General features: G+C 52.8%; 22 protein-coding genes and 4 tRNA genes. 16 read left to right on the top strand and 10 right to left on the bottom strand.

What is annotated here, in order from left to right:
- Positions 1 to 640: 640 nt before the first annotated feature.
- Positions 641 to 716, bottom strand: a tRNA-Thr gene (locus GM154_RS01225).
- A gap of 12 nt (positions 717 to 728) precedes the next feature.
- Complete coding sequence (locus GM154_RS01230) at positions 729 to 1,202, bottom strand: pilin (RefSeq protein ID WP_219650686.1); 474 nt, start codon at positions 1,200 to 1,202, stop codon at positions 729 to 731.
- Between the two features lie 219 nt (positions 1,203 to 1,421).
- Here GM154_RS01230 and pilB point away from each other — a divergent pair, with 219 nt between their 5' ends.
- From pilB to yacG, 5 genes are all read left to right on the top strand, one after another.
- A complete protein-coding gene (pilB, locus tag GM154_RS01235; protein WP_219650687.1) occupies positions 1,422 to 3,107 on the top strand; it encodes a type IV-A pilus assembly ATPase PilB in 1,686 nt (561 codons plus the stop codon).
- Positions 3,108 to 3,238: 131 nt separating this feature from the next.
- Entirely contained in the window at positions 3,239 to 4,456 is a 1,218-nt protein-coding gene (locus tag GM154_RS01240) for a type II secretion system F family protein (RefSeq protein WP_219650689.1), read from the top strand.
- On the top strand, positions 4,456 to 5,325 hold the full coding sequence (locus GM154_RS01245; RefSeq protein ID WP_219650690.1) for an A24 family peptidase: 870 nt from the start codon (positions 4,456 to 4,458) through the stop codon (positions 5,323 to 5,325). The genes GM154_RS01240 and GM154_RS01245 overlap by 1 nt, the downstream gene beginning before the upstream one ends.
- Positions 5,325 to 5,939: a dephospho-CoA kinase gene (gene coaE, locus GM154_RS01250; RefSeq protein WP_219650691.1), complete on the top strand. Its 615-nt coding sequence runs from the start codon at positions 5,325 to 5,327 to the stop codon at positions 5,937 to 5,939. Before GM154_RS01245 ends, coaE begins: the two co-directional genes overlap by 1 nt.
- Complete coding sequence (gene yacG / locus GM154_RS01255) at positions 5,932 to 6,135, top strand: DNA gyrase inhibitor YacG (RefSeq protein WP_010797204.1); 204 nt, start codon at positions 5,932 to 5,934, stop codon at positions 6,133 to 6,135. Before coaE ends, yacG begins: the two co-directional genes overlap by 8 nt.
- A 90-nt stretch (positions 6,136 to 6,225) precedes the next feature.
- Here the strand turns inward: yacG and GM154_RS01260 are convergent, their stop codons facing one another.
- On the bottom strand, positions 6,226 to 6,699 hold the full coding sequence (locus GM154_RS01260) for an FAD/FMN-containing dehydrogenase (RefSeq protein ID WP_219650692.1): 474 nt from the start codon (positions 6,697 to 6,699) through the stop codon (positions 6,226 to 6,228).
- Positions 6,700 to 6,902: 203 nt separating this feature from the next.
- Between GM154_RS01260 and GM154_RS01265 the strand changes: the two genes are divergently transcribed.
- On the top strand, positions 6,903 to 7,385 hold the full coding sequence (locus tag GM154_RS01265) for an MOSC domain-containing protein (RefSeq protein ID WP_219650693.1): 483 nt from the start codon (positions 6,903 to 6,905) through the stop codon (positions 7,383 to 7,385).
- Positions 7,386 to 7,490: 105 nt separating this feature from the next.
- A complete protein-coding gene (locus tag GM154_RS01270; protein WP_219650695.1) occupies positions 7,491 to 8,789 on the top strand; it encodes an NAD(P)/FAD-dependent oxidoreductase in 1,299 nt (432 codons plus the stop codon).
- Positions 8,790 to 8,975: 186 nt separating this feature from the next.
- Here the strand turns inward: GM154_RS01270 and GM154_RS01275 are convergent.
- The 6 genes from GM154_RS01275 to rluD form a co-directional block, all read right to left on the bottom strand.
- Positions 8,976 to 9,051: transfer RNA gene (locus GM154_RS01275), tRNA-Lys, on the bottom strand.
- 6 nt (positions 9,052 to 9,057) lie between these two features.
- Positions 9,058 to 9,134, bottom strand: a tRNA-Pro gene (locus tag GM154_RS01280).
- A gap of 10 nt (positions 9,135 to 9,144) precedes the next feature.
- A tRNA-Asn gene (locus GM154_RS01285) sits at positions 9,145 to 9,220 on the bottom strand.
- A 191-nt stretch (positions 9,221 to 9,411) separates the two neighbouring features.
- A complete protein-coding gene (gene clpB / locus GM154_RS01290) occupies positions 9,412 to 11,976 on the bottom strand; it encodes an ATP-dependent chaperone ClpB (RefSeq protein ID WP_219650696.1) in 2,565 nt (854 codons plus the stop codon).
- A 136-nt stretch (positions 11,977 to 12,112) separates the two neighbouring features.
- Positions 12,113 to 12,856: a peptidoglycan editing factor PgeF gene (pgeF, locus tag GM154_RS01295; protein ID WP_219650698.1), complete on the bottom strand. Its 744-nt coding sequence runs from the start codon at positions 12,854 to 12,856 to the stop codon at positions 12,113 to 12,115.
- Positions 12,853 to 13,815: a 23S rRNA pseudouridine(1911/1915/1917) synthase RluD gene (gene rluD / locus GM154_RS01300; RefSeq protein ID WP_026004137.1), complete on the bottom strand. Its 963-nt coding sequence runs from the start codon at positions 13,813 to 13,815 to the stop codon at positions 12,853 to 12,855. Before rluD ends, pgeF begins: the two co-directional genes overlap by 4 nt.
- Before the next feature lie 157 nt (positions 13,816 to 13,972).
- On the opposite strand from rluD, the gene GM154_RS01305 reads away from it, so the two are divergent.
- The 4 genes from GM154_RS01305 (at position 13,973) to GM154_RS01315 (ending at position 18,358) form a co-directional block, all read left to right on the top strand.
- Positions 13,973 to 14,986 carry an outer membrane protein assembly factor BamD gene (locus GM154_RS01305; protein WP_010797197.1) on the top strand — a complete coding sequence of 338 codons (1,014 nt, stop codon included), beginning with the start codon at positions 13,973 to 13,975 and terminating at the stop codon, positions 14,984 to 14,986.
- Between the two features lie 216 nt (positions 14,987 to 15,202).
- The gene (locus GM154_RS25560; RefSeq protein ID WP_239381792.1) at positions 15,203 to 15,442 is read left to right on the top strand and encodes a PP0621 family protein; all 240 of its coding nucleotides are present in this window, start codon (positions 15,203 to 15,205) and stop codon (positions 15,440 to 15,442) included.
- Entirely contained in the window at positions 15,432 to 17,015 is a 1,584-nt protein-coding gene (locus tag GM154_RS01310; protein WP_219650699.1) for a PAS domain-containing sensor histidine kinase, read from the top strand. The genes GM154_RS25560 and GM154_RS01310 overlap by 11 nt, the downstream gene beginning before the upstream one ends.
- Before the next feature lie 2 nt (positions 17,016 to 17,017).
- Positions 17,018 to 18,358, top strand: coding sequence for a sigma-54 dependent transcriptional regulator (locus tag GM154_RS01315; RefSeq protein ID WP_219650701.1), 1,341 nt, complete (start codon positions 17,018 to 17,020; stop codon positions 18,356 to 18,358).
- On the opposite strand, the gene thiO is transcribed toward GM154_RS01315, so the two are convergent.
- Positions 18,359 to 19,468, bottom strand: a complete 1,110-nt coding sequence (thiO, locus tag GM154_RS01320; RefSeq protein ID WP_219650703.1) for a glycine oxidase ThiO — start codon at positions 19,466 to 19,468, stop codon at positions 18,359 to 18,361. It abuts the gene before it with no gap.
- A gap of 102 nt (positions 19,469 to 19,570) precedes the next feature.
- Here thiO and GM154_RS01325 point away from each other — a divergent pair, with 102 nt between their 5' ends.
- From GM154_RS01325 to GM154_RS01345, 5 genes are all read left to right on the top strand, one after another.
- Positions 19,571 to 20,089 carry a GspH/FimT family pseudopilin gene (locus GM154_RS01325; RefSeq protein WP_219650705.1) on the top strand — a complete coding sequence of 173 codons (519 nt, stop codon included), beginning with the start codon at positions 19,571 to 19,573 and terminating at the stop codon, positions 20,087 to 20,089.
- A gap of 115 nt (positions 20,090 to 20,204) precedes the next feature.
- Positions 20,205 to 20,684: a GspH/FimT family pseudopilin gene (locus GM154_RS01330; RefSeq protein WP_219650707.1), complete on the top strand. Its 480-nt coding sequence runs from the start codon at positions 20,205 to 20,207 to the stop codon at positions 20,682 to 20,684.
- The gene (gene pilV / locus GM154_RS01335) at positions 20,681 to 21,142 is read left to right on the top strand and encodes a type IV pilus modification protein PilV (protein WP_219650709.1); all 462 of its coding nucleotides are present in this window, start codon (positions 20,681 to 20,683) and stop codon (positions 21,140 to 21,142) included. Before GM154_RS01330 ends, pilV begins: the two co-directional genes overlap by 4 nt.
- Positions 21,139 to 22,113 (top strand): PilW family protein, encoded by a 975-nt coding sequence (locus GM154_RS01340; protein ID WP_219650711.1) that lies wholly within the window; start codon positions 21,139 to 21,141, stop codon positions 22,111 to 22,113. The genes pilV and GM154_RS01340 overlap by 4 nt, the downstream gene beginning before the upstream one ends.
- On the top strand, positions 22,110 to 22,583 hold the full coding sequence (locus GM154_RS01345) for a PilX N-terminal domain-containing pilus assembly protein (RefSeq protein ID WP_219650713.1): 474 nt from the start codon (positions 22,110 to 22,112) through the stop codon (positions 22,581 to 22,583). Before GM154_RS01340 ends, GM154_RS01345 begins: the two co-directional genes overlap by 4 nt.
- Position 22,584: the final 1 nt, after the last annotated feature.

Consider the following 22,584-nt stretch of genomic DNA (forward strand, 5'->3'; position numbering starts at 1 on the left):
ACCACGTTACGAGCCTTGAACAACGTTGATCCCATAGCGTTGATAAGTGAACGTTGCGTTGATCATCATTACAGAGTAGCTGTACCAGCTAACCGAGATCACCGCATAGGTATGACCTTGATCATGTTTATGGTTGAGCTACGGCGACTCCCATCTCTAGTGAGGGAATCTGAACAGCGTTCATCCATAAAGTTGCCTTTACCCACTAATCGTACCCTGAGAAGCGTGAGCTAACCATCAAGATTTCGACCAATCGCCAGCCAAACGCTGATTGGTCTGGAGACTTCACAGAAATGCATTAAGAAGAAGCTTGCCGGTAGCGCTACGCTTCCCACGCGCGAGTCTGGCCAGGATATTGCTAGAAAACCTTTTGGCCAACTTTCTGCGAACATCAGCAAGGATAGTTACGCCAAGCTATTGCCTTTTTGAGCAAGAGCGCTGCCTTTTATTACTCCCCAAGCCAGCACCCGACCCACAAAGCCCCTTAAAAAGAAACAAGCGAAGCTCACCGAAGTTTCAGGTAATAACAAAATATCCATATCTAAATTTTAGTCTACAACAGTTAAGTAACTCGCCTTAACGCCAAACTAGTATGTTCGCCTAAAACAAAAAGCCCAGCTAATTTAGCTGGGCTTAAGTATGGTGCCGGAGATAGGAGTCGAACCTACGACCTTCGCATTACGAATGCGCTGCTCTACCAACTGAGCTACACCGGCATAGAATAAAGATTATTCATCTTTAACTTCTTCTTTGACGTCAGCCACAGAGGTACGGCAATTCGCAGGAACAAACTTGTAAACTTTAGCATCATTAACAGAGCAAGTCCACTGGACACCAGAACTGGCATCTAGCTGAGGCGTCATGATCAAAGACTTCCCATCCGCTGCGCTATTAGTTCCCTGCACCAATACAGTAACTTTACCCTTCTCACCTACTGTTACACTACCTACATAAGTACTCTTAATATCTTTAGCATCAGCCAGCCCTACAGCGGAGTTAGAGCCACATGCGGTTAAAGCGTTATTAGAAATCACGCACTCAGAAACTGCTGTTTTGGCAGAGGCTGCAAATCCTACAACTTCTGAGAGTTTAGCCCGAGTTGTATAGTCTTGATATGCAGGCAATGCAATCGCAGCCAAAATACCAATGATCGCTACAACAATCATCAATTCAATCAATGTAAAACCTTTTTGAGCTTTCATGCTTGTCTCCAATAGAAGAAGTAGGCTCAACATGCCTGAATTCTTATAAGCATTCAGCGTGCCAACCGCTTAAGTCACAGTATTCATGTGAAATAGACTCCCTACCGCTTCGCCTGCATGACAAGTACTGACAATAATTGTCAGGCCAAAGAGCGTATTTGATAGGACTGCTTGCGGCTGCTATAAGGCAGGCATCGCTTGCAGTTATCGGCCTGTCTTATGAATGATTTAGCGCCTCTCTCTGGTCTTGCCCGTCAGCTTGTTTTGGCGGAGCTACTGGATGAAAAAACGGCTCAAAGCGCGGTTGCGCAGAGCAAGGTCAGTAAAGTCCCCCTAGTGACGCACTTGGTCCAGAATCGCCTCGTTAAAAGCCGTGCGATTGCAGAGCTGTCTGCTGAACAATTTGGTTTGGCGTTTTTAGACCTGAGCGCGGTTGATAAGGAGTCCCTGCCCAAGGAGGTCGTGAGTGAAAAGCTGATGCAGCAGCATTACTTCTTGCCGCTTGCCAAGCGCGGTAACAAGCTCTTTATTGGCATATCTGACCCGACCAACCAGCAAGCGATCAATGACATTCAGTTCAGCACAGGACTGACTGCAGAGCCTATTCTGGTTGAGGATGACAAGCTTCATAACGCCATTGATCAGTACCTGGATAACGGCACCGGCGGGCTGGATCTTGGTGATATTGATCTTGATATCGAGATCAATACAGAAGAAGAGAAAAAGTCTGAAGTAGACGCGGACGATGCCCCGGTTGTCCGCTTCGTCAACAAAATGCTGCTCGATGCCATTAAGCGCGGCTCGTCTGACCTGCACTTTGAGCCTTACGAGAAGATGTATCGAGTGCGTTTTCGTACTGATGGCGTCATGCATGAAATGGCACGCCCGCCTATTCAGCTGGCCCCACGCATTTCGGCTCGCCTGAAGGTCATGGCGAGCATGGACATCTCCGAGCGCCGCAAGCCGCAGGACGGCCGGGTAAAGCTCAAGGTTTCCAAAAACAAGTCCATCGATTTTCGTGTGAATACCCTGCCTACCCTTTGGGGCGAGAAGATCGTGATGCGTATTCTCGATCCCTCCAGCGCTCAGATGGGCATTGATGCGTTGGGCTATGAAGAGCGCCAGAAAGAGCTGTATATGGAAGCGCTTAGCCAACCGCAGGGCATGATTCTAGTAACTGGCCCTACGGGCTCAGGTAAAACCGTATCGCTATACACGGGCTTGAATATCCTTAATACAGTCGACATCAATATTTCGACAGCAGAAGACCCGGTAGAGATCAACCTGGAGGGTATCAACCAGGTTAACGTCAATCCGCGTCAAGGAATGGACTTTGCCCAAGCGCTTAGAGCGTTTCTCCGTCAAGATCCTGACGTGATCATGGTGGGCGAGATCCGCGACCTTGAAACGGCAGAGATTGCCATCAAGGCTGCACAAACGGGCCACATGGTTATGTCAACGCTGCATACCAACAGCGCGGCAGAAACACTGACGCGCCTACGAAACATGGGCGTACCTGCTTTTAACATTGCCACCTCGGTCAACCTGATCATTGCCCAGCGGCTGGCACGCAAGCTGTGCCCTAAATGCAAAAAGCCGCATGATGTGCCTAGAGAAACCTTGCTGAGCGAAGGCTTCCCTGAAAGCCAGATCGGCAAGTTTACGCTGTACTCACCTATTGGTTGTGAGGAATGCAATAACGGCTACCGTGGCCGTGTGGGTATTTATGAAGTCGTGAAGATCACATCTGCCATGCAAAACCTGATCATGGAAGAAGGCAACTCGATCGAGATTGCCCGTAAGGCGCGTGAAGAGGGCTTTAATGACCTACGGACATCTGGCCTGCTCAAGGCCATGCAAGGCGTAACCAGCCTGGAAGAAGTAAACCGCGTCACCAAGGACTGATTGGCGCGAACTTTGCGTGTCCACTCGATGCCCATGAAGGGCTGGTCAGTCACATGAACAAGAGTGGACGTCGTCAAACAGCAAGGCTGCACATTGACAAGACGCACTCCAGCACCTGAAGAGCGGATTGCATGGCCGACAAAGCATTAAAAATGAGCGCTTTTACCTGGGAGGGAACGGACCGTAAAGGCGTCAAGATCAAGGGCGAAATGACCGGGCTGAACCCTGCCCTGGTCAAGGCCCAACTGCGCAAGCAAGGGATCAACCCCACGCGCGTACGCAAAAAATCAGTCTCGATCTTCAGCCGCGGCAAAAAGATCAAGCCGATGGACATCGCCCTGTTCACTCGCCAGCTGGCTACCATGCTGGGGGCAGGTGTTCCTTTGCTGCAATCGTTCGACATTATCAGCGAAGGCTTTGATAATCCGAACATGCGCAAGCTGGTCGACGACATCAAGCAGGACGTGGCGGCGGGTAACAGCCTGTCTAGCTCCCTGCGTAAAAAGCCCCAATACTTCGATGATCTCTACTGCAACCTGGTTGATGCGGGTGAGCAGTCCGGTGCGCTGGAAACGTTGCTGGATCGCGTAGCGACCTACAAAGAAAAAACCGAGCAGCTCAAGAAAAAAATCAAAAAGGCTATGACCTATCCAATCGCAGTTATTGTGGTAGCGATTGTGGTTTCAGCCATTCTATTGATCAAGGTTGTACCTCAGTTCCAATCCGTCTTCGAGGGCTTTGGCGCAGAGCTGCCCGCATTTACATTAATGGTGATTGGCCTTTCAGAAACCCTGCAGGAGTGGTGGTTCATCGTTCTGCTGGCCCTTTTCGCTTTAGGTTTCGGCTTTCAGATGGCACACAAACGGTCTGAAAAATTCCGCGATGCCGTTGACCGTTTTGTACTCAAAATACCAGTCGTGGGTGCCATTCTTTATAAGTCTGCAATTGCACGCTATGCGCGCACCCTGTCCACTACTTTTGCTGCGGGTGTACCGCTGGTGGATGCGCTGGACTCCGTTTCGGGCGCTACGGGTAACGTTGTCTTCCGTAATGCGGTCGACAAGATCAAACAAGACGTTTCAACCGGTATGCAGCTGAACTTCTCCATGCGAACCACCGCCGTGTTTACCTCTATGGCAGTGCAAATGACGGCCATTGGTGAAGAGTCGGGTGCATTGGACGAAATGCTGGATAAAGTGGCCGCTTTCTATGAAGAAGAAGTGGACAACATGGTCGACAGCCTTACCGCTCTGATGGAGCCCATGATCATGGCGGTTCTGGGCGTACTGGTGGGCGGTTTGATCATCGCCATGTACCTTCCTATCTTCCAGCTGGGCTCGGTTGTTTAATGGAGGCTATCGAGCTTTTGGCAACCTACCCCGCCGCGTACTTGGGTTGTACGCTGGTACTAGGCTTATTGGTTGGCAGCTTTCTCAATGTAGTCGTACACCGGCTCCCCAAGATGCTTGAGCGGGACTGGATAGCCCAGTCTCGCCAAATGCTGGAGCTACCCAGCGAAGGCGAAGCAGAGCCCTATAACCTTGCCAAGCCCCACTCCCATTGTCCTCACTGCCAACATCGCATTCGGCCGTGGGAGAACATCCCTGTTATCAGCTATGTCATGCTGCGCGGCAAGTGCTCCAGCTGCAAGACCCCTATCAGCGCTCGCTATCCGCTGGTTGAATTGGCGTGCGGCCTGCTTTCCCTGTTTGTCGTCTGGCATTTTGGTTTTACCTGGCAGGCAGCCAGCGCCTTGTTACTGACTTGGGGGCTGCTCGCCGCCAGCCTGATCGATGCTGATCATCAGATTCTTCCAGACGTCATTGTTCTTCCGCTGCTATGGGTTGGCTTGCTGGTTAACCAGTTTGAGTTGTTCTCTAGTCTCTCCGATGCAGTCTGGGGCGCAGCAGCGGGTTACATGAGCTTGTGGGTGGTTTTCCAGCTTTTCAGGCTGATCACAGGCAAGGAAGGCATGGGCTTTGGTGACTTCAAGCTGCTGGCCATGCTGGGCGCCTGGGGCGGCTGGCAAATCCTGCCACTTACGATATTGCTGTCCTCTTTAGTGGGCGCAATCCTCGGCATCATTCTGCTTCGTCTCAAGAATGCCGAAAACAGCACCCCGATACCGTTTGGGCCTTATCTAGCCATTGCGGGGTGGATTGCTTTGCTTTGGGGTGATCAAATAACAGGCATGTACCTTCACTTTGCCGGTTTTTGATGAGCAACCCTTGGATTCTCGGCCTTACGGGCGGGATTGGCAGCGGTAAAAGCGCCGCTGCCGAACATTTCGGCTCGCTGGGCATTCACACAGTAGATGCTGATCACGCGGCCCGCTGGGTGGTAGAGCCTGGTCAGCCCGCTCTTGAGCAGATCGCTCTCCATTTTGGCGGCGATATCCTGCTCGCTGATGGTCGCCTGAATCGCTCAGAGCTACGTGCTCGCATATTCGCCATCCCCGAAGAAAGGCGCTGGCTTGAGTCGTTGTTACACCCTTTGATCCGTCAGGAAATCATTCGGGCCTTAAACGAAGCCACATCGCCCTATGCCGTTCTGGTTTCCCCTTTGCTTATCGAATCAGGCCAGACGCAGCTTACTCAACGGGTACTCGTGGTAGATGTGCCGGAAGCCTTGCAGCTCGAACGCGCCATGCGGCGCGATCAGGCTGACGAGACACAGATAAAGGCCATCCTTCAGGCGCAAATGAAGCGAGCCGAGCGCTTGAAACACGCAGATGATGTCCTCATTAATGACGGGACGCTCGCGCAGCTACATGAGCATGTCGAACGCCTGCATCACTTTTATCTCACCCTACAAGGAGGCAAGCATGCCTAAGCCACCTTTAACCGTAGATTGCCCTACGTGCGGCGCTCCCGTGGAGTGGAGCGAGGCTAGCCCCAACCGCCCCTTTTGCTCAGACCGTTGCAAACTAATAGACCTGGGCGCCTGGGCAGCAGAGGAGCACGCCATTCCCGGCAACGATCTGGAAGACGATTTGTTTTCAGAAGACATGCCACGCCGGGACCATTGAACCACTGCTCCATGGCGTCCCATACTGACCATTTTCGCCACACTTGGCTTTAAGCCGAAGCGCTCAATAACGTTTCGGCTAGCGCCTCCCTTATTTGGCCTTGGCCTTTAACGCATCTTTCAGCCCTTCGGCAGAATCAAACTCCCGCTGTCCTACGAAACGGCCATGATCCAGCATGAGCCAAAGAACCTTTTCCTTGTCACCAGGGTAACGGGGCGCCACCCGCCCTTCATGATCCAATAGCACGCGGTAGTTATAGTCACGCATGGCAGGAATGGCGAACAACGTCGATATTACCTTGGGCATCTGACTGATATCAGCCAGGAAGGCTACCTTGTTAGCCTCTAGATAGCCCTTGGGCTGATCCTCCAAAGCCGCCTTCACGAGATTTGCACCCGTCATGCTGCGAGCAACCAGCAAAACCTGCAGATCATCGTCCAGCGTATAAGGCTGGTCGTTCTGATCCAACAGCGTCCAGGGTGCAAGACGCTCTCCTGGCGCCAGTGCCCAGGTCAATCCGGGCAGTAAAGCAATCAGCAATAGCACAGAGCGCAAGACGCGCATGGAGCCTCCAGTTACTGGTTCAAAGAGTGAAAACTGTATCAGCGAGCAGCGCCAGGGTGACTGGCATTTCGCTGTCATCGCTGTAAAAATATTCACGCCTGTCATTTTTCAATGTAAGCAGAACATCTGCCGCAGATCCGCAAGCCTCCTCTAGAGCAAGGGCGTTGTACGCCGCCACCCTACTATCGTAATAGGCCCACCTGATGATACCGCTAAAAGAGCTTTTGGCAGCTGTGCCTCAAACGGGAATCGTACAGTGGATGGGTGTCCGCCCCGCCGCTCGAGCAGAGATGATCATTATTGATGCTGTTGAGGCGCGCCGCGAGGCTGGCTTGACGGGCGACCATACCCGCCCCAGCCCACGCAATGCACGTCAGGTCACGCTTATCCAGTGGGAACATCTGGCAGTTGTCAGCGCGCTCATCGGACGATCGCTTGAACCTCAGGATTTGCGCCGCAATATAGCAGTCACAGGTATTAACCTTTTCAGCCTTAAAAATCGCCGCTTTCAGATCGGTCAGGCCATTTTCGAAACAACCGGCTGGTGCCAGCCATGCGCTCGCCTGGAAGAGCGCCTAGGGCCGGGCACGTTTCAAGCAATGCGTGGCCACGGTGGAATCACTGCCCGCATCTTGAGCGGCGGAATCATCAGAGTCGGCGATACCGTAAGCGTCATCGACGACTAACCCAACGAATTACTTCATACGAGCCGCCTCATCAGCGGCTCGTATCACCGCAGGCACCTTGGCTGTCCGCGCCAAAGAATTCCAACACTATGAGTATTAAACACCATGACACATCGAATCGTAATCGTCGGCGGCGGCGCTGGGGGCTTAGAGCTGGCTACCCGCCTGGGCAGAAAGTTCGGTAAGCGCAACCAGGCACATGTCACGTTGGTTGATGCCAACCTGACCCATATCTGGAAGCCGCTCATGCATGAAATCGCCGCAGGCTCCCTGAATTCCTCAGCCGACGAACTCAATTATGTCGCCCAGGCCAAATGGAATCACTTTGAGTTTCAGCTAGGTCGCCTGACTGACCTGGACAGAGCAAATAAGCGCATTCGTCTTGCACCTATCACCGACGAGCAAGGCAAGGAAGTTCTTGCTGAGCGAACCATGCCCTATGACACGCTCGTTATTTCCATCGGCAGTAAAACAAATGACTTCGGCACGCCTGGCGCTGCAGAGCACTGCCTGTTTCTGGATACCCGCGCCCAGGCCGAGCGCTTTCATCAGCAGCTGCTCAATCAATATCTGCATGCTCAGGCAAGCAGTGAAACGGCAGCGCCCATTGATATCGCGATTGTTGGCGCTGGCGCCACTGGCGTGGAGCTGGCGGCAGAACTTCGCAATACCGCTCAGCAGTTGGTCTCCTACGGCTTGAATCGTATTCGCCCGGAAGACCTTCGCATCACGATCATCGAAGCAGGCCCACGTGTATTGCCGGTATTACCCGAACGCATTGGAGAGCCGGTCGCTCAACAGCTGCAGAAACTAGGCGTCCGCCTCATGACGGGCGCAGCCGTAAGCTCTATTACGGAAGACGGCCTGACCACCAAGAGCGGCGAATTCATTCCCGCCAAGCTTAAGGTATGGGCAGCTGGCATTCGTGCACCGGAGTTTCTAGCTAACATGGACGGGCTGGAAAGCAATCGAATCAATCAATTGGTGGTACGTCCTACGCTTCAAACCACGCAGGATGATGACATCTTTGCCTTTGGCGATTGCGCTGCGTGTCCGATGTCTGGAGAGGACAATCGTAATGTCCCGCCTCGGGCACAGGCAGCCCACCAACAGGCCTCTCTGCTGGTGAAATCCATAACGGCCCGCCTGAAAGGCGAAGCGCTGCCTGAATACCACTATAAGGATTACGGCTCTCTGATCTCGCTTTCGCGTTATTCAGCCGTGGGCAACCTGATGGGCAATCTGACCGGGAACGTCATGCTGGAAGGCTGGCTGGCGCGCATGTTTTACGTGTCACTCTATCGGCTGCACCAGCGGGCGCTCTATGGAAACTTCAGAACCTTGCTGCTGATCATTAGCGATCACTTGGGCCATACACTCAAGCCAAGGCTAAAGCTGCATTAAATGGTAGATGCCCTGTTTGCAAGGTGCAGACAGGGCACAAAACCCTGGACATGACGAATTTGCACAAAGCAAATAGCGCTGCGCCAAACAAACATGTGCTTAAAAGAGGAAGACTTTAAACGAGACACAGCGAAGAACTCGCTGCTTAGCAGAAATGCTTAAGAGGTTAACGCTTGGAGAAGAAAGTGGTGGGTCGTGTAGGATTCGAACCTACGACCAATTGGTTAAAAGCCAACTGCTCTACCGACTGAGCTAACGACCCACTTAATGGTCGGGGTAGGGGGATTCGAACTCCCGACATCCTGCTCCCAAAGCAGGCGCGCTACCGGGCTGCGCTATACCCCGACAAGGAAGTTGGCTCCGCGACCTGGACTCGAACCAGGGACCCAATGATTAACAGTCATTTGCTCTACCGACTGAGCTATCGCGGAACTTCTAAGCTTCCAATCTCAACCTTTGCTCTTCAGCGTTAATCTGCGCTGCATCAGCTGAGGTGCGCCATTTTACGGGTATTGATTCCTGTGTCAACACCCTTTAGCAAATTTTATTGCAAAAAATTCATGCACTTAAGATACGCCTCGTCTGGAAACGCAAAGGGCGCCTTAAGGCGCCCTTTAGCAGACTAAGCAAATACGATGTCGTCGCCCTCTACCCTCGCCTCTATCTTGCTGCCTGGAACAAATTGCCCAGACAGAATCTGTTGGGCAAGAGGGTTCTCGATCCAGCGCTGTATGGCACGCTTCAAGGGACGCGCCCCATAGACAGGGTCGTAACCTACTGCAACCAGCTTGTTCATTGCCTCTGCCGAAAGCGCCAGATCCAGCTCACGCTCAGCCAGACGCTGACGCAGGCGGCTCAGTTGAATATCAGCGATACCGGCGATCTGATCACGACCGAGCGGTTCGAACACAACAACTTCGTCGATCCGGTTGATGAACTCCGGCCGGAAGTGGGTCGACACCGCATCCATGACAGCAGCACGCTGAGCCTCTTGGTCGCCAACCAATTCCTGTATTTGCGCTGACCCCAGGTTTGAAGTCATGACAATAACCGCATTACGGAAGTCGACAGTACGCCCCTGGCTATCGGTCAGCCGACCATCGTCCAGCACTTGCAGCAGAATGTTGAAGACATCCGGATGCGCCTTTTCCACTTCATCCAGCAGAACCACGGAGTATGGCTTACGCCGCACCGCCTCGGTGAGATAACCGCCTTCCTCATAGCCTACATATCCCGGAGGCGCACCAATCAGACGGGCAACGGAATGCTTCTCCATGAACTCAGACATGTCGATACGAATCATGGCGTCTTCTGTATCGAACAGGAACTCAGCCAACGCTTTGCAAAGCTCGGTCTTACCTACCCCGGTTGGGCCCAGGAACAGGAACGACCCGCTCGGCCGATTCGGATCAGCCAATCCTGCACGCGAGCGTCTAACGGCGTTCGCTACCGCCGTCACCGCCTCATTCTGCCCAATGACACGCTGATGAAGCGCATCTTCCATGCGCAGCAGCTTGTCACGCTCGCCTTCGAGCATTTTGCTGACCGGAATGCCCGTCCACTTGGAGACCACTTCAGCAATTTCGTCCTCGGTCACCTTGTTGCGCAGCAGCTGGTTGGCCGGCTTTTCATGCTGGTCCACCATCTGCAGGCTACGCTCAAGGTCAGGAATGACGCCGTATTGCAATTCTGCCATACGGTTGAGATCACCCTTGCGGCGCGCCAACTCAAGCTCCTGTTTGGCTTGTTCAATCTTCTGCTGCAGTTGTGCAGAACCTTGAACCTCCGCTTTCTCAGCCTTCCAGACCTCTTCCAGATCGGCATACTCCTGCTCAAGCCGGGCGATGTCTTCTCGCAGCTTGCCAAGGCGCTTCAGGGCGCCTTCGTCACTTTCTTTCTTGAGCGCTTCCTGCTCAACCTTCAGCTGGATCAAACGACGCTCCAGACGATCAAGCGCTTCGGGCTTGGAGTCGATTTCCATCCGAATACGGCTTGCGGCCTCGTCGATCAGGTCAATTGCCTTGTCGGGCAGTTGCCGATCCGTAATGTAGCGATGCGACAGCTTGGCGGCTGCAATGATGGCCCCATCGGTAATCGCGACCTTGTGGTGCACTTCATACCGCTCTTTCAAGCCGCGCAGGATCGCAATGGTATCCTCCTCGCTCGGCTCATCGACCAGGACTTTCTGGAAGCGACGCTCCAAGGCAGCGTCCTTTTCAATGTACTGGCGGTACTCGTCAAGTGTAGTAGCGCCCACACAATGTAGCTCGCCGCGGGCCAATGCAGGCTTGAGCATGTTACCTGCGTCCATGGCGCCTTCCGCCTTACCGGCACCTACCATGGTATGGAGCTCATCGATAAAGAGGATGACACGCCCCTCCTGCTTGGAAAGCTCATTCAGCACCCCCTTGAGGCGCTCCTCGAACTCTCCCCGGAATTTGGCACCCGCAATCAATGATCCCATGTCCAGGGCCAACAGGCGCTTATCCTTCAGGCCATCGGGCACTTCACCGTTGACGATCCGCTGAGCCAGCCCTTCAACAATGGCTGTTTTACCAACCCCCGGCTCACCGATCAGCACCGGGTTATTCTTGGTACGGCGCTGCAGAACCTGGATAGTGCGGCGAATCTCGTCGTCACGACCGATCACAGGGTCAAGCTTGCCCTCCTCCGCGCGCTTGGTAAGGTCAACCGTAAACTTATCCAACGCCTGACGGGACTCCTCAGCATTAGGATCGTTGACAGCATCACCGCCGCGCAGGTTGTTGACGGCATTTTCCAGAGCCTTACGGGAAACACCCTGCGCCAGCAGTATCTTGCCAAGCTTGGTGTTCTCGTCCATAGCAGACAGCAGCACCAGTTCGCTTGAAATGAATTGGTCTCCCTTCTGCTGAGCCAGCCGATCGGCCTGATTCAACAGACGCGCCAGATCCTGAGACAGGCTGACATCCCCGGTAGGGTTCTGAATCTTCGGCAGACTGTCCAGCTCCTTGGTCAGGGCCTGGCGGAGCATCTGAATGTCAAAGCCGACCTGACGAAGCAGCGGCAGAATCGAACCGCCCTGCTGATCCAGCAAGGCAGAAAAAAGATGCACGGGCTCGATGGCCGGATGGTCATGTCCCACCGCGAGGGATTGGGCGTCGGCCAACGCAAGTTGCAATTTACTGGTTAAACGGTCAATTCGCATGACTATGTCCTTTATATGAGCGCGGGTCAGGGACGCACCATAAAAAGCGTCACAACGATTACCCGCCGAGATGCCTCTTACATAAGGACAATTCTGCTCGATTCAAGCGCTGGCCATTTGACCTGGATCAGTCGGATTACGTCTCATCCAGAGGTTGGGTCAGCCAGATCAGGCTGGCCAGGCGCCCTGTCTGCGGGGAGCGCCTAAAGGAATAAAATCGCGCAGTGTCGGTATACGTGCACCATCCGCCACCGTAGATGGCATCAATGCCGATGGATGCCAGCCGCAACCGCGCCAGCTGATAAATATCCGCCATGAAGCGTCCGTCATTGACGCTGGGTTTGAAGGCTGTTTTTGCCCGGGAATGCTCTGACACGAACGCCTCGCGCACTTCAGCCCCAACTTCAAAGGCGTCAGGACCGATTGCAGGCCCAAACCACACCAGGATATCTTGAGGGCTCGACTCAAGCGACGCAGCCGTTGCTTCGAGCACACCACTTACCAGCCCTCGCCATCCGGCATGAGCAGCCGCGACACGCGTCCCTTGCCGATTACAAAAAAAGACAGGCAGGCAGTCTGCCGTCATGATCGTTGCAGCAATGCCAGGCGTCGACGTCCAGGAGGCATCAGCCTCAAGCACTTGGGCCGGATCAGCCTCAACAACAGAAATCCCATGCACCTGCTTTAGCCAGGCGGGTCGACACCCTAGCGAGTCGACCAACCGTTGCCGGTTTTCCGCCACGGCGGCCGGATCATCCTGCACATGATCGCCCAGATTAAGGCTCTGATAAGGCCCATGACTGACGCCCCCTGACCGAGTCGTAACGCAGCCTCTCACATTGGCAGGCGCAGGCCAGTCGGGAGTCAGCCAGTCATTCATCCGGTAAACGCCTCACGATCCTGACGCAAAAGGCTAAGCAGCCAGACGATATCCTCAGGCAGAGGAGACTCCCAGCTCATACGCTCTCCCGTCACCGGGTGATCGAGTTCCAGGAAGCGGGCGTGCAGCGCTTGCCTAGGAAACTCTCGAAGCGTCTTGACCAGTGTTGGGTTGGTAGCAGGCGGAATTCGGAAACGCCCGCTGTATACCGGGTCCCCTACCAGCGGAAAGCCAATGTGGGTCATATGGACCCGTATCTGGTGAGTCCTGCCAGTCTCCAGCTTGACGCGCACATGCGTATAGGCCCGAAATCGATCCAGGACACGATAATGGCTGACCGCCGGCTTTCCTCCGGTAACCACAGCCATTTGCTGGCGCCGTTGGGAGTGACGGCCTATAGGCGCATCTACCGTACCGCCGGAAACCACCACGCCCGCTACAACCGCCTCATAAATACGACTGACGGAGCGTGCCTGAAGCTGGGCCACCAGATTGGTTTGTGCTTCCAGGGTCTTGGCGACAACCATCAGGCCGGTTGTATCCTTGTCCAGACGATGGACAATACCGGCACGGGGCACGTTTGCCAGCGACGGTACATGATGGAGCAACGCATTGAGGAGCGTACCATCGGCATGGCCTGCCGCAGGATGGACGACCAGCCCGGCAGGCTTGTCCAGCACGAGCAAATGGTCGTCCTCATAGACGATATTGAGCTCGATATCCTGCGCCACCCAATCGCCCTGCGCTTCTCGCTCCGCGCGCAAGGACAGTACGGCGCCGCCATGCACCAGATCACGTGGACGCAGGACCGCGCCATCAACAGTTAGGCTGCCTTCCTTGATCCAGGACGACAGGCGAGAACGGGAATATTCAGAGAACAGCTGAGCCGCTACCTGGTCGAGACGCTGACCGCCGAGTTCTGTAGGCACTTCGGCGTTGAGTTGGATAATATCGGACATAGCAGCCAACAAAGGCGTGTAGCTTTTGGTTTCAGCCACACGCTGTGGTTAAATACGAAAACTTTTTGCCCTGGCATGATGTTCATGCCGGGTTGTTCATCATAACAGGACGGTTCCGGCTCCGTCAGCCGACCGTTTCAGGGAACGCAAAGCCGCCATGCAATTGAAGCACCTGCTGCTGATCGCCAGCCTCGCCCTCACCGCTGCCTGTTCCTCCAAAGCACCTGAAGTGGCAGAAAACCTGAGCGAAACCGAGCTCTACAAGCAAGCTCAGGAAGATTTGAACAACAACAACTACAACCAGGCTGTCAGCAAACTCAAGGCTCTTGAGTCCCGCTATCCGTTTGGCCGTTATGCAGATCAGTCTCAGCTTGAGCTTATCTATGCCAACTACAAGAACGGAGAGCCTGAAGCTGCCCGTACATCGGCAGACCGCTTCATTCGTCTGCACCCCCAGCATCCAAATGTCGACTACGCCTACTACATGAAAGGTGTAGCATCCTTTGAACAGGACCGCAGTCTTCTGGCGCGCTTCCTGCCATTGGATATGACCAAGCGTGACCCGGGTGCTGCCCGTGACTCATTCAATGACTTTGCTCAGTTCACCAGCCGTTTTCCAAACAGCCGGTACGCACCTGACGCCAAGGCGCGCATGACCTATCTGCGCAACCTGCTGGCAGCGTATGAAGTCCATGTGGCCGATTACTACCTGCGCCGCAAGGCTTATGTCGCTGCGGCCAACCGTGGTCGTTATGTTGTCGAAAACTTTCAGGGCACCCCATCGGTAGGGGATGGCTTGGCAGTCATGACTGAGGCCTATCAGCATCTGGGCCTCAACGACCTGGCAGCTACCAGCCTGGAAACGCTGAAAATGAACTATCCGGACAACCCAAGCCTGGATAACGGTGAGTTCAAACCCAAGCAACGTAGCGAAGATGATCGCTCATGGCTGGCACGCGCAACCCTCGGTTTGGTTGATCGCCCCAGCGAGCCGCTTCCGCCAGGCGAGACACGAGCTGCTCAGGATGTACAGCGCCAATACGAAGATGCGAAGCGTGAAATTCCTCAGGAGCTGCTTCCAGAGAATCAACCTGCGCCTGGAGAGGCCGAAAATCCTGATGCTCCGCGTCGCTCATGGTTCAGCCGTCTGACGTTTGGTCTTTTCGACTGATGCGAACCTGAACAAAAAAGGAGGCTTTAAGCCTCCTTTTTATTTACTCCTAAAGGTCCGCAAAATAAGACACCTCATTCATATGAAGACCATGATGAGGTATAACGCTTCAACGGCCATCACACGCTGTGATGGAGTTTACTTTTGCAGTCTTCTAATGTGCCGTAACACCCGAAACGAATTTTGTAACGGCCGTACTACTATTTAGAGAACACTATGGGTTTGTTTCGCCTGCTTTTCTGGCTAGCTCTGATTATCGCTGTTGTATGGCTGTGCCGCCGCCTGCTACAGGCGAAACCACAGAAGTCACAGAAAACACGCCTGGCCAAACCACAGCCAATGGTTCGCTGCGGTCACTGCGGGGTACACATTCCTCGCGATAAAGCCCTACCCCACGGGGAGCTCTGGTTCTGCTGCCAAGATCACTTACAAAAAAGCCTGAGCAGTGAGCGCTGATTTTTTTCATTACAACCTGCAGGACAGTCGTATCCTGAGGTTGTATCACTACTACCGGGTCATTGTCGGGCTGGTTTTTATCCTTCTGGTTTCCACCAATCTGGACGACAACCTTCTGAAGGTAACCGAGGGTAAAAACTTTGTGGTCGGCAGCTGGATTTACCTAGCGGGTAATATCCTGGCGATTTTTCTGCCACCACTGCGCAAGCAAAAACAGATCTTTGCCCTGGCTCTAGTGGATATCGGGCTGCTGACCTATCTCATGTACAGCGCTGGCGGTACACCGAGTGGTATTGGCAACCTCATCATCATTACCGTATCGATCGCCAACATTCTTCTCGTTGGGCGTATTGGAATTCTGCTGGCGGCCTTGGCTACCCTTGCCCTCATTTATGCCACCGCCTATAGAACGCTTAGCCTTCCCTCAGAGGCCAATCAGTATGTTCAGGCGGGAGGCCTGGGCGCACTGTGCTTTGCCGCCGCATTTCTGGTGCAAAGTCTCGTTAGTCGGCTGTCCAAAAGCCAGACCCTGGCAGAAGAGCGGGCGCACGTTGTTGCCGATCTGGAAAATCTGAATGCGCTGATCCTGGACCGTATGCGCACCGGCATTCTGGTTCTGGACTCAAGAATGGCACCTATTCTGGCCAACCCTGCCGCTCGAGAGCTGCTCGGTCATCCAGAACTCGATACCGGGGAGTTGAATGATCAATGCCCCGAATTGATGGACCGGCTACAACAGTGGGAACGGAACCGAACGCTTCGTCCTGCACCCATGCAAGCGTTCAGCGAAGGCCCACTGATCCAGCCCAGCTTCGTCCCTATTCAGCGGAGCGGCAATCAGCATATTCTGATTTTTCTGGAAAACATTTCCCGTATTGCTCAGCAGGCCCAGCAGCTAAAGCTTGCATCATTGGGACGCCTCACGGCGGGCATTGCCCATGAAATTCGCAACCCGCTGGGGGCCATAAGCCACGCGGCACAGCTTCTTCAGGAATCAGAAGTACTCGATCAGCATGATCTTCGCCTGGCCCAGATCATTCAGGATCATTCCCGGCGCATGAACATCATCATCGAGAATGTCCTGCAACTGTCCAGACGCCGCCAGGCAGAGCCCCAGCTGCTGGACCTCAAATACTGGGTGCACCGCTTTGCGGGTGAATTCAGAACCACTCTACGTGAGCAACAGTTTGTCTATGTGCAAACGACATCAGGTACGATACAGACCCGCATGGACCCTAGCCAGCTGACTCAGGTGCTAACCAACCTCGTTCAAAATGGCCTACGCCATAGCAGCAAGCTGCACGGCAAGGGACAAGTGTGGCTGGATCTCTTCCGTGACCCCGACTCAGACCTTCCCATATTGGATGTCATTGATGATGGGCCAGGTGTACCTGAAGACCAGATCACCAACCTTTTCGAACCCTTCTTTACCACCGAAAGCAAAGGAACCGGGCTCGGCCTCTATATTTCCCGCGAATTATGCGAGAGTAACCAGGCCCGCCTCAACTACCGCCAGCAGGAACAAGGCGGCTGCTTCCGCATTACCTTTGCCCATCCGCGCAAGTTGAGCTGAACATGAATCGACAGAAAGTCCTGATCGTTGATGACGAACCCGATATCCGAGAGCTGTTAGAGATCACATTGGGTCGCATGAAGCTCGACACCTTTAGCGCAAAGAACGTGAAAGACGCAAAGGATCTGCTGGCTCGGGAATCCTTTGACTTGTGTCTGACCGACATGCGCCTTCCAGATGGCTCCGGTCTTGATCTCGTGCAATACATCCAGCAGAAATATCCAAATGTTCCTGTAGCCATGATTACCGCTTTTGGAAGTCTGGATACAGCCATCCAGGCATTGAAAGCCGGCGCCTTCGATTACCTGACAAAACCGGTCGATCTTCCTCGGCTCCGGGAGCTTGTAAGCACCGCCTTACGCCTGAGCAGCTCAGCGCCTGCCCCCATCAAGGTGGCAGATCACAGGCTGCTGGGTGACTCACCGCCCATGCGTACGCTACGTGCTCAGATCGGCAAACTCGCTCGCAGCCAGGCGCCCGTCTATATCAGCGGTGAGTCCGGCAGCGGTAAAGAGTTGGTCGCCCGACTGATTCACGAGCAAGGCCCTCGTGCGGATCGCCCTTTTATTCCAGTCAACTGTGGCGCCATTCCATCAGAGCTGATGGAAAGCGAGTTTTTTGGTCACAAAAAAGGCAGCTTTACGGGCGCCATTGAAGACAAGCAGGGCCTATTCCAGGCCGCCCAGGGCGGTACTTTATTTCTGGATGAAGTCGCCGATCTGCCGCTAGCCATGCAGGTAAAACTGCTTCGTGCCATTCAGGAAAAGGCTGTACGCCCCGTCGGTGGGCAACAGGAAGTAGCGCTGGATGTACGGATACTAAGTGCCACACATAAAGATCTGGCCGCCGAAGTAGCCGCTGATCGCTTCCGGCAAGACTTGTTTTATCGCCTCAACGTCATCGAACTTCGTGTCCCTCCGCTACGTGAACGACGCGAAGACATTGCGGAACTGTGCTCGACTATCCTGAAACGTCTCGCTAAGGAGTCACAGCAGGATCTGGCCCAGCTGACAGATGATGCTCTCGCCAAACTCAAGAGCTATCGCTTTCCGGGTAATGTTCGCGAGCTGGAGAACATGCTTGAGCGAGCCTATACCCTTTGTGAAGACAACCTGATCAAACCAAGCGATCTGCGCCTTGCAGATACCCCCCAGTCGTCCAGCACTGGCGAAACCAGTCTGGCCAATATCAGTAATCTTGAGGATTATCTGGAGGAGATCGAGCGAAAGCTGATCATGCAAGCGCTTGAGGAGACGCGCTGGAACCGTACAGCTGCCGCTGAACGGCTCGGGCTTTCCTTCCGCTCGATGCGGTATCGCCTGAAAAAGCTGGGCATCGATTGATTACACGTAGCTGATCTCCAGCCGTGAATCCGGCAGATAAGGTGCCGGATCGATGATAGGCGCCTCCCCTGTGATCAGATTAGTCAACAGCTGGCAGGAGGCAGGCGCCAAAACCAAACCGTTACGATAATGACCGCAGTTGAGCCACAAGCCAGGCCGCGCGGATACTGGGCCAATATAGGGAATGCCTTCAAGCGACCCTGGTCGTAGCCCAGCCCAATGAGCGACCATTGGGCTACCTTCCAGTGCAGGCAACAGCTCGATGGCTGAACGCAAAAGACTTTCGTGCGCTGCCTGGGTAGGCTTCTTGTCAAAGCCTGCATGCTCCAATGTACTACCTACCAGAATATGTCCATCTCGCCGCGGGATGGCATAGCGCCCTTTCGCCAGCACCATACTGGGCAGAAAATCATCTGCGCATTTGAATAGCATCATCTGGCCCTTAACCGGCTCGACAGGCAAGCTGATGCCAACGCTCTTCAATAACGAGCCGCTCCATGCTCCCGCTGAAACCACAACATGCCTAGACTGGACGGCAATGCTATCCACATAGACACCGGTGACAGCGTCCCCTTCCTGAAGAAATGCCTGCACTTCGCTTCCAGTCTTTATGGTTACGTTGGGCATAGCAGCCAGAGCGGCATGAAGGGACTTAACCAGCCGCGGGTTTCTAACATTAGCCACATCCGCCATATAAATAGCCTTCTTGAAGCCCTCCCCTAATACCGGAACGTGGGAATAGGCCTCTTGAATAGGTACCGAGGCCAGAGGCCGTTGTTTGCCTTTGGCCCAGGCAAGCGCCTCAGCTTCATCATCAAGATCCAGCCAATACAGCCCTGTTACATGGACTTCAGGATCTACACCTGTCCTTTCGAAAAGCTGAGCGCCAAGTTCTGGGTAGAAATCTTGAGACCAGTGCGCCAACGCGGTGACGGGAGCGCTGTAGCGCCAAGGATAAAGCGGAGAAACGATACCGCCGCCGGCCCAGGAGGCCTCCTGACCAAGCTCTGCTCTTTCCAGAAGCAAGACGCTTTGCCCTGCCAAGGCGAGCTGCAAAGTCGAAAGCAGGCCAATAACGCCCCCACCAATGATCGCCACGTCAAAAACCACGTCACACCTCAATAACCGCTCAATTGACAAGTAATGCATACAGGAGCAAAAAGCCATCATGCCAGGATGGCTAAACTGACTTCACGTACATGGACGCCGTTAATGAAAGTCTATCAACAAGGCTTCAGCCTTATCGAACTGCTTACAACTATCGTTGTTCTTAGCGTTACCATTGGCATCGCCATACCTTCCTTTAGCGCGCTTACAGACCGAATAACACAGTACGAAGCTACTAACCGATTAGCTCAGACGCTTTACCGCGCCCGCTTTCAGGCTATAACGCAAAATAGAAGCACAACTGTCTGTCACGAAAGCCAGGGTAGTTGCAGTAGCTCTTTCATCTGGCAAGGAGCGATGCTGGTTTACCAGACTGCAAACCAACACGAGCAGACTGATGAAATACTTAATATTGTATCAAGCGAAAGCATACCGACTGGCTACAGTTGGCGCTGGTCCGGTTTTCGCGCAAGCCCCTTCCTGACCTTCAAGCCTAACGGCGCTACTGATTATCAGAATGGCACCTTTACTCTCTGTCGAAACAACGAAGCCTTAAAACAGGTAGTAATTAATAAAGCAGGGAGAGTACGGATACAGCCTGCTCCGACTGGTAGCCGATGCTAGTGAAAATGGCTTGGCGACCACACAGATAAAACAATTGACCAGACGTCACCTGTGTTTTTGAGCAACCTGATCTGCAAAGGCATCATGCCGATTATTTCTCTGCAAGGAATCAAGGATGCGTTCCGTACGCGGCTTTACGCTAATCGAGCTTATGGTGACTGTAGCAGTCCTTGCGATTGTTCTTACTATTGCAGTACCGTCATTCAGCAACTTAATTCAAAGCTCCCGCACGAACGCCCTCGTTAATGAACTCAACGGCACGCTTCAGATTGCTCGTTCTGAAGCACTAAAGCGGCGCAAGAATGTGATTGTCTGCCGTCGTAATGAAGCAGGTACTGCCTGTGATAACGGGACAGACTGGTCTAATGGCTGGTTGATTCGCCAAGTAGGCGGCGATGTGATTCGCGTTTGGGATGCTCAATCATTAACTGTCGAGGCTGATCCTGCCGCTGGATTTACTTTTTTGCCTAATGGGGCAGCTACTGCCGGAGGCAAACTAGTTATTAGTCCGACAAATTGCAAAAAAAATGACGAAAAACCAACGGTGTCTATTACCTCTACAGGCAGCACAGGCATAGCGTGTAAATCCCAATGAAAAACACTTGCCAAAGAGGCGCTACACTTATTGAAGTCCTAGTTACTGTTTTTATTCTTGCAGTAGGGCTTTTAGGCCTTGCAGGTTTGCAATCAACTAGCATTAAGAGCAACCAAGGCGCTTATTACAGATCACAAGCGACACTCTTAGCTGCAGATATAGCAGATCGCATGCGAGCTAACCGCACAGCGGCCTTAGCAGGAAGTTACAATATAAGTTCTTTTCCCTCTTCCTCCACAACAAACAATACTGCCAACGCAGTACGCGCTGAGAAAGATAAGGCAGAGTGGCTGAACTCACTTGCAAGCCTGCTTCCTGACGGGACAGGAAAAATAGAATACAGCAACAAAATCTTTGTCATCTCCATAAAATGGAACGACAACCGTGCCAGGATTAGAAGCTCTTCAGCCCAAGACACAGATCAAGACTTTATATTCACCTACCGGACCCAGCTATGAGAGTTTTTTTTCAGACCAAGCAAAGTGGTCTGTCATTAGTCGAACTAATGGTGGCAATGGTATTAGGCCTTCTGCTAATTGGCGGCGTTCTACAAATATTTTTATCAAGTAAAAACACCTATACTACAAACCTTGCCCTTTCTAAAGTCCAAGAGTCCGGCCGATTTGCAATGGATTTTTTGACTTTTGACATTCGTAATGCTTCTTACCGAGGCGAGTGCGTTGGAAGTTTAAATAATCTGCCTTCACCACTTAATAATGATGAAAGATATATTTTAATATCTGGCATTAAAGGCTGGGATAATAGTGAAGCCGACTCTGCACTACCTAGCTGGTTTCCAGCCTCAAAAAGGTTATCTGGAACAGATATGGTTTTGCTTAAACATGCCGCTAACTCTGCAGGCGTCACATTAGCATCCGCGCCAACTAATGATACGATTACGACAACCACAGCTACAAAACTAGCTTTTGGCACACTTCTAGTTATAGCTGAGCCAGTTGGATGTGACATCTTTCAAAATCAGAAAACTGCAACATCACTGTCTATAAGCTCTTCAAACGAATTTCGATACGCTTATAGTCAAAAAGCAGATCTACTTAAATATCAAAGCTCAATCTACTACATTAATAACGGCAGTAACAACACTCCATCTTTATGGCGAGTTCGTTATGACAACCCTTCAGACATAGTTACCGAAGAAATTGTAGAGGGCATACAAAACATGCAAATAAAATATGCCCAAGGTGACAGTAAAGGAAATATTACTGGAGATTATCTAGACGCCAATAATATTACCGATTGGTCAAGTGTGGTTTCTGTAAAAATAACCCTACTAGCCACTAGCAATGACACTAATGTTGTTTCACCAAATCAAGTAGTAAGGTTTAACGGCCAAGACATCACCATTAACAATGGCCGTTTAGCTCAGGTTTTTTCTATCACTGTAGGAATACGGAATCGTCTGCCATGAGAACAGAATTCTTTCCTAATAGAGAAAAAGGTGCTGTTCTTCTTGTCGCCCTTATCGTGCTCCTGCTAATGACTATTATTGGTATAAGCAGCATGCGCGTCACGTCATTACAAGAGCGGATGGCTGGAAACATGCGCGATCAAAATTTAGCTTTCCAAGGCGCAGAAACAGCTATGCGCCAAGCTGAAGCGCTCGTTCTGAGTAAAGAGGTCAACTTTTGGCAGAACACCTCTACTGAAAGAAGCTGGCAAAGCGTCGACAATCTTGCTGGCGTAGGCAAGCCAAGGTTTCGAATCACACCTATTCCTGGCGTTACCATCATAAAACCTGGCGATAGCCTTGAAGCTGGCCAGGCAATTGAAGTTGCTCTAGTAAGAGTAGAAGCAGAAGGGTACGGCGCTGCGGTCGATACTAACGACTCTACGGCAAGCTCAAATGTATTACTCCAATCAACTTTTATTAGGCGCTAAA

The organism is Pseudomonas sp. MAG002Y (assembly GCF_019400845.1).
In the GTDB taxonomy this organism is placed as follows: Bacteria; Pseudomonadota; Gammaproteobacteria; order Pseudomonadales; family Pseudomonadaceae; genus Chryseomonas; species Chryseomonas luteola.

What these genes read in the sequence shown, in the direction of transcription:
- GM154_RS01230 (WP_219650686.1), bottom strand. Translation starts at nt 1,202, where the DNA reads ATGAAAGCTCAAAAAGGTTTTACATTGATTGAATTGATGATTGTTGTA.
- GM154_RS01330 (WP_219650707.1), top strand. Translation starts at nt 20,205, where the DNA reads ATGCGTTCCGTACGCGGCTTTACGCTAATCGAGCTTATGGTGACTGTA.
- GM154_RS01265 (WP_219650693.1), top strand. Translation starts at nt 6,903, where the DNA reads ATGATACCGCTAAAAGAGCTTTTGGCAGCTGTGCCTCAAACGGGAATC.
- GM154_RS01245 (WP_219650690.1), top strand. Translation starts at nt 4,456, where the DNA reads ATGGAGGCTATCGAGCTTTTGGCAACCTACCCCGCCGCGTACTTGGGT.
- GM154_RS25560 (WP_239381792.1), top strand. Translation starts at nt 15,203, where the DNA reads ATGGGTTTGTTTCGCCTGCTTTTCTGGCTAGCTCTGATTATCGCTGTT.
- pgeF (WP_219650698.1), bottom strand. Translation starts at nt 12,856, where the DNA reads ATGAATGACTGGCTGACTCCCGACTGGCCTGCGCCTGCCAATGTGAGA.
- clpB (WP_219650696.1), bottom strand. Translation starts at nt 11,976, where the DNA reads ATGCGAATTGACCGTTTAACCAGTAAATTGCAACTTGCGTTGGCCGAC.
- GM154_RS01315 (WP_219650701.1), top strand. Translation starts at nt 17,018, where the DNA reads ATGAATCGACAGAAAGTCCTGATCGTTGATGACGAACCCGATATCCGA.
- coaE (WP_219650691.1), top strand. Translation starts at nt 5,325, where the DNA reads ATGAGCAACCCTTGGATTCTCGGCCTTACGGGCGGGATTGGCAGCGGT.
- rluD (WP_026004137.1), bottom strand. Translation starts at nt 13,815, where the DNA reads ATGTCCGATATTATCCAACTCAACGCCGAAGTGCCTACAGAACTCGGC.
- pilV (WP_219650709.1), top strand. Translation starts at nt 20,681, where the DNA reads ATGAAAAACACTTGCCAAAGAGGCGCTACACTTATTGAAGTCCTAGTT.
- GM154_RS01340 (WP_219650711.1), top strand. Translation starts at nt 21,139, where the DNA reads ATGAGAGTTTTTTTTCAGACCAAGCAAAGTGGTCTGTCATTAGTCGAA.
- GM154_RS01270 (WP_219650695.1), top strand. Translation starts at nt 7,491, where the DNA reads ATGACACATCGAATCGTAATCGTCGGCGGCGGCGCTGGGGGCTTAGAG.
- yacG (WP_010797204.1), top strand. Translation starts at nt 5,932, where the DNA reads ATGCCTAAGCCACCTTTAACCGTAGATTGCCCTACGTGCGGCGCTCCC.
- GM154_RS01325 (WP_219650705.1), top strand. Translation starts at nt 19,571, where the DNA reads ATGAAAGTCTATCAACAAGGCTTCAGCCTTATCGAACTGCTTACAACT.
- GM154_RS01345 (WP_219650713.1), top strand. Translation starts at nt 22,110, where the DNA reads ATGAGAACAGAATTCTTTCCTAATAGAGAAAAAGGTGCTGTTCTTCTT.
- GM154_RS01305 (WP_010797197.1), top strand. Translation starts at nt 13,973, where the DNA reads ATGCAATTGAAGCACCTGCTGCTGATCGCCAGCCTCGCCCTCACCGCT.
- GM154_RS01240 (WP_219650689.1), top strand. Translation starts at nt 3,239, where the DNA reads ATGGCCGACAAAGCATTAAAAATGAGCGCTTTTACCTGGGAGGGAACG.
- GM154_RS01260 (WP_219650692.1), bottom strand. Translation starts at nt 6,699, where the DNA reads ATGCGCGTCTTGCGCTCTGTGCTATTGCTGATTGCTTTACTGCCCGGA.
- pilB (WP_219650687.1), top strand. Translation starts at nt 1,422, where the DNA reads ATGAATGATTTAGCGCCTCTCTCTGGTCTTGCCCGTCAGCTTGTTTTG.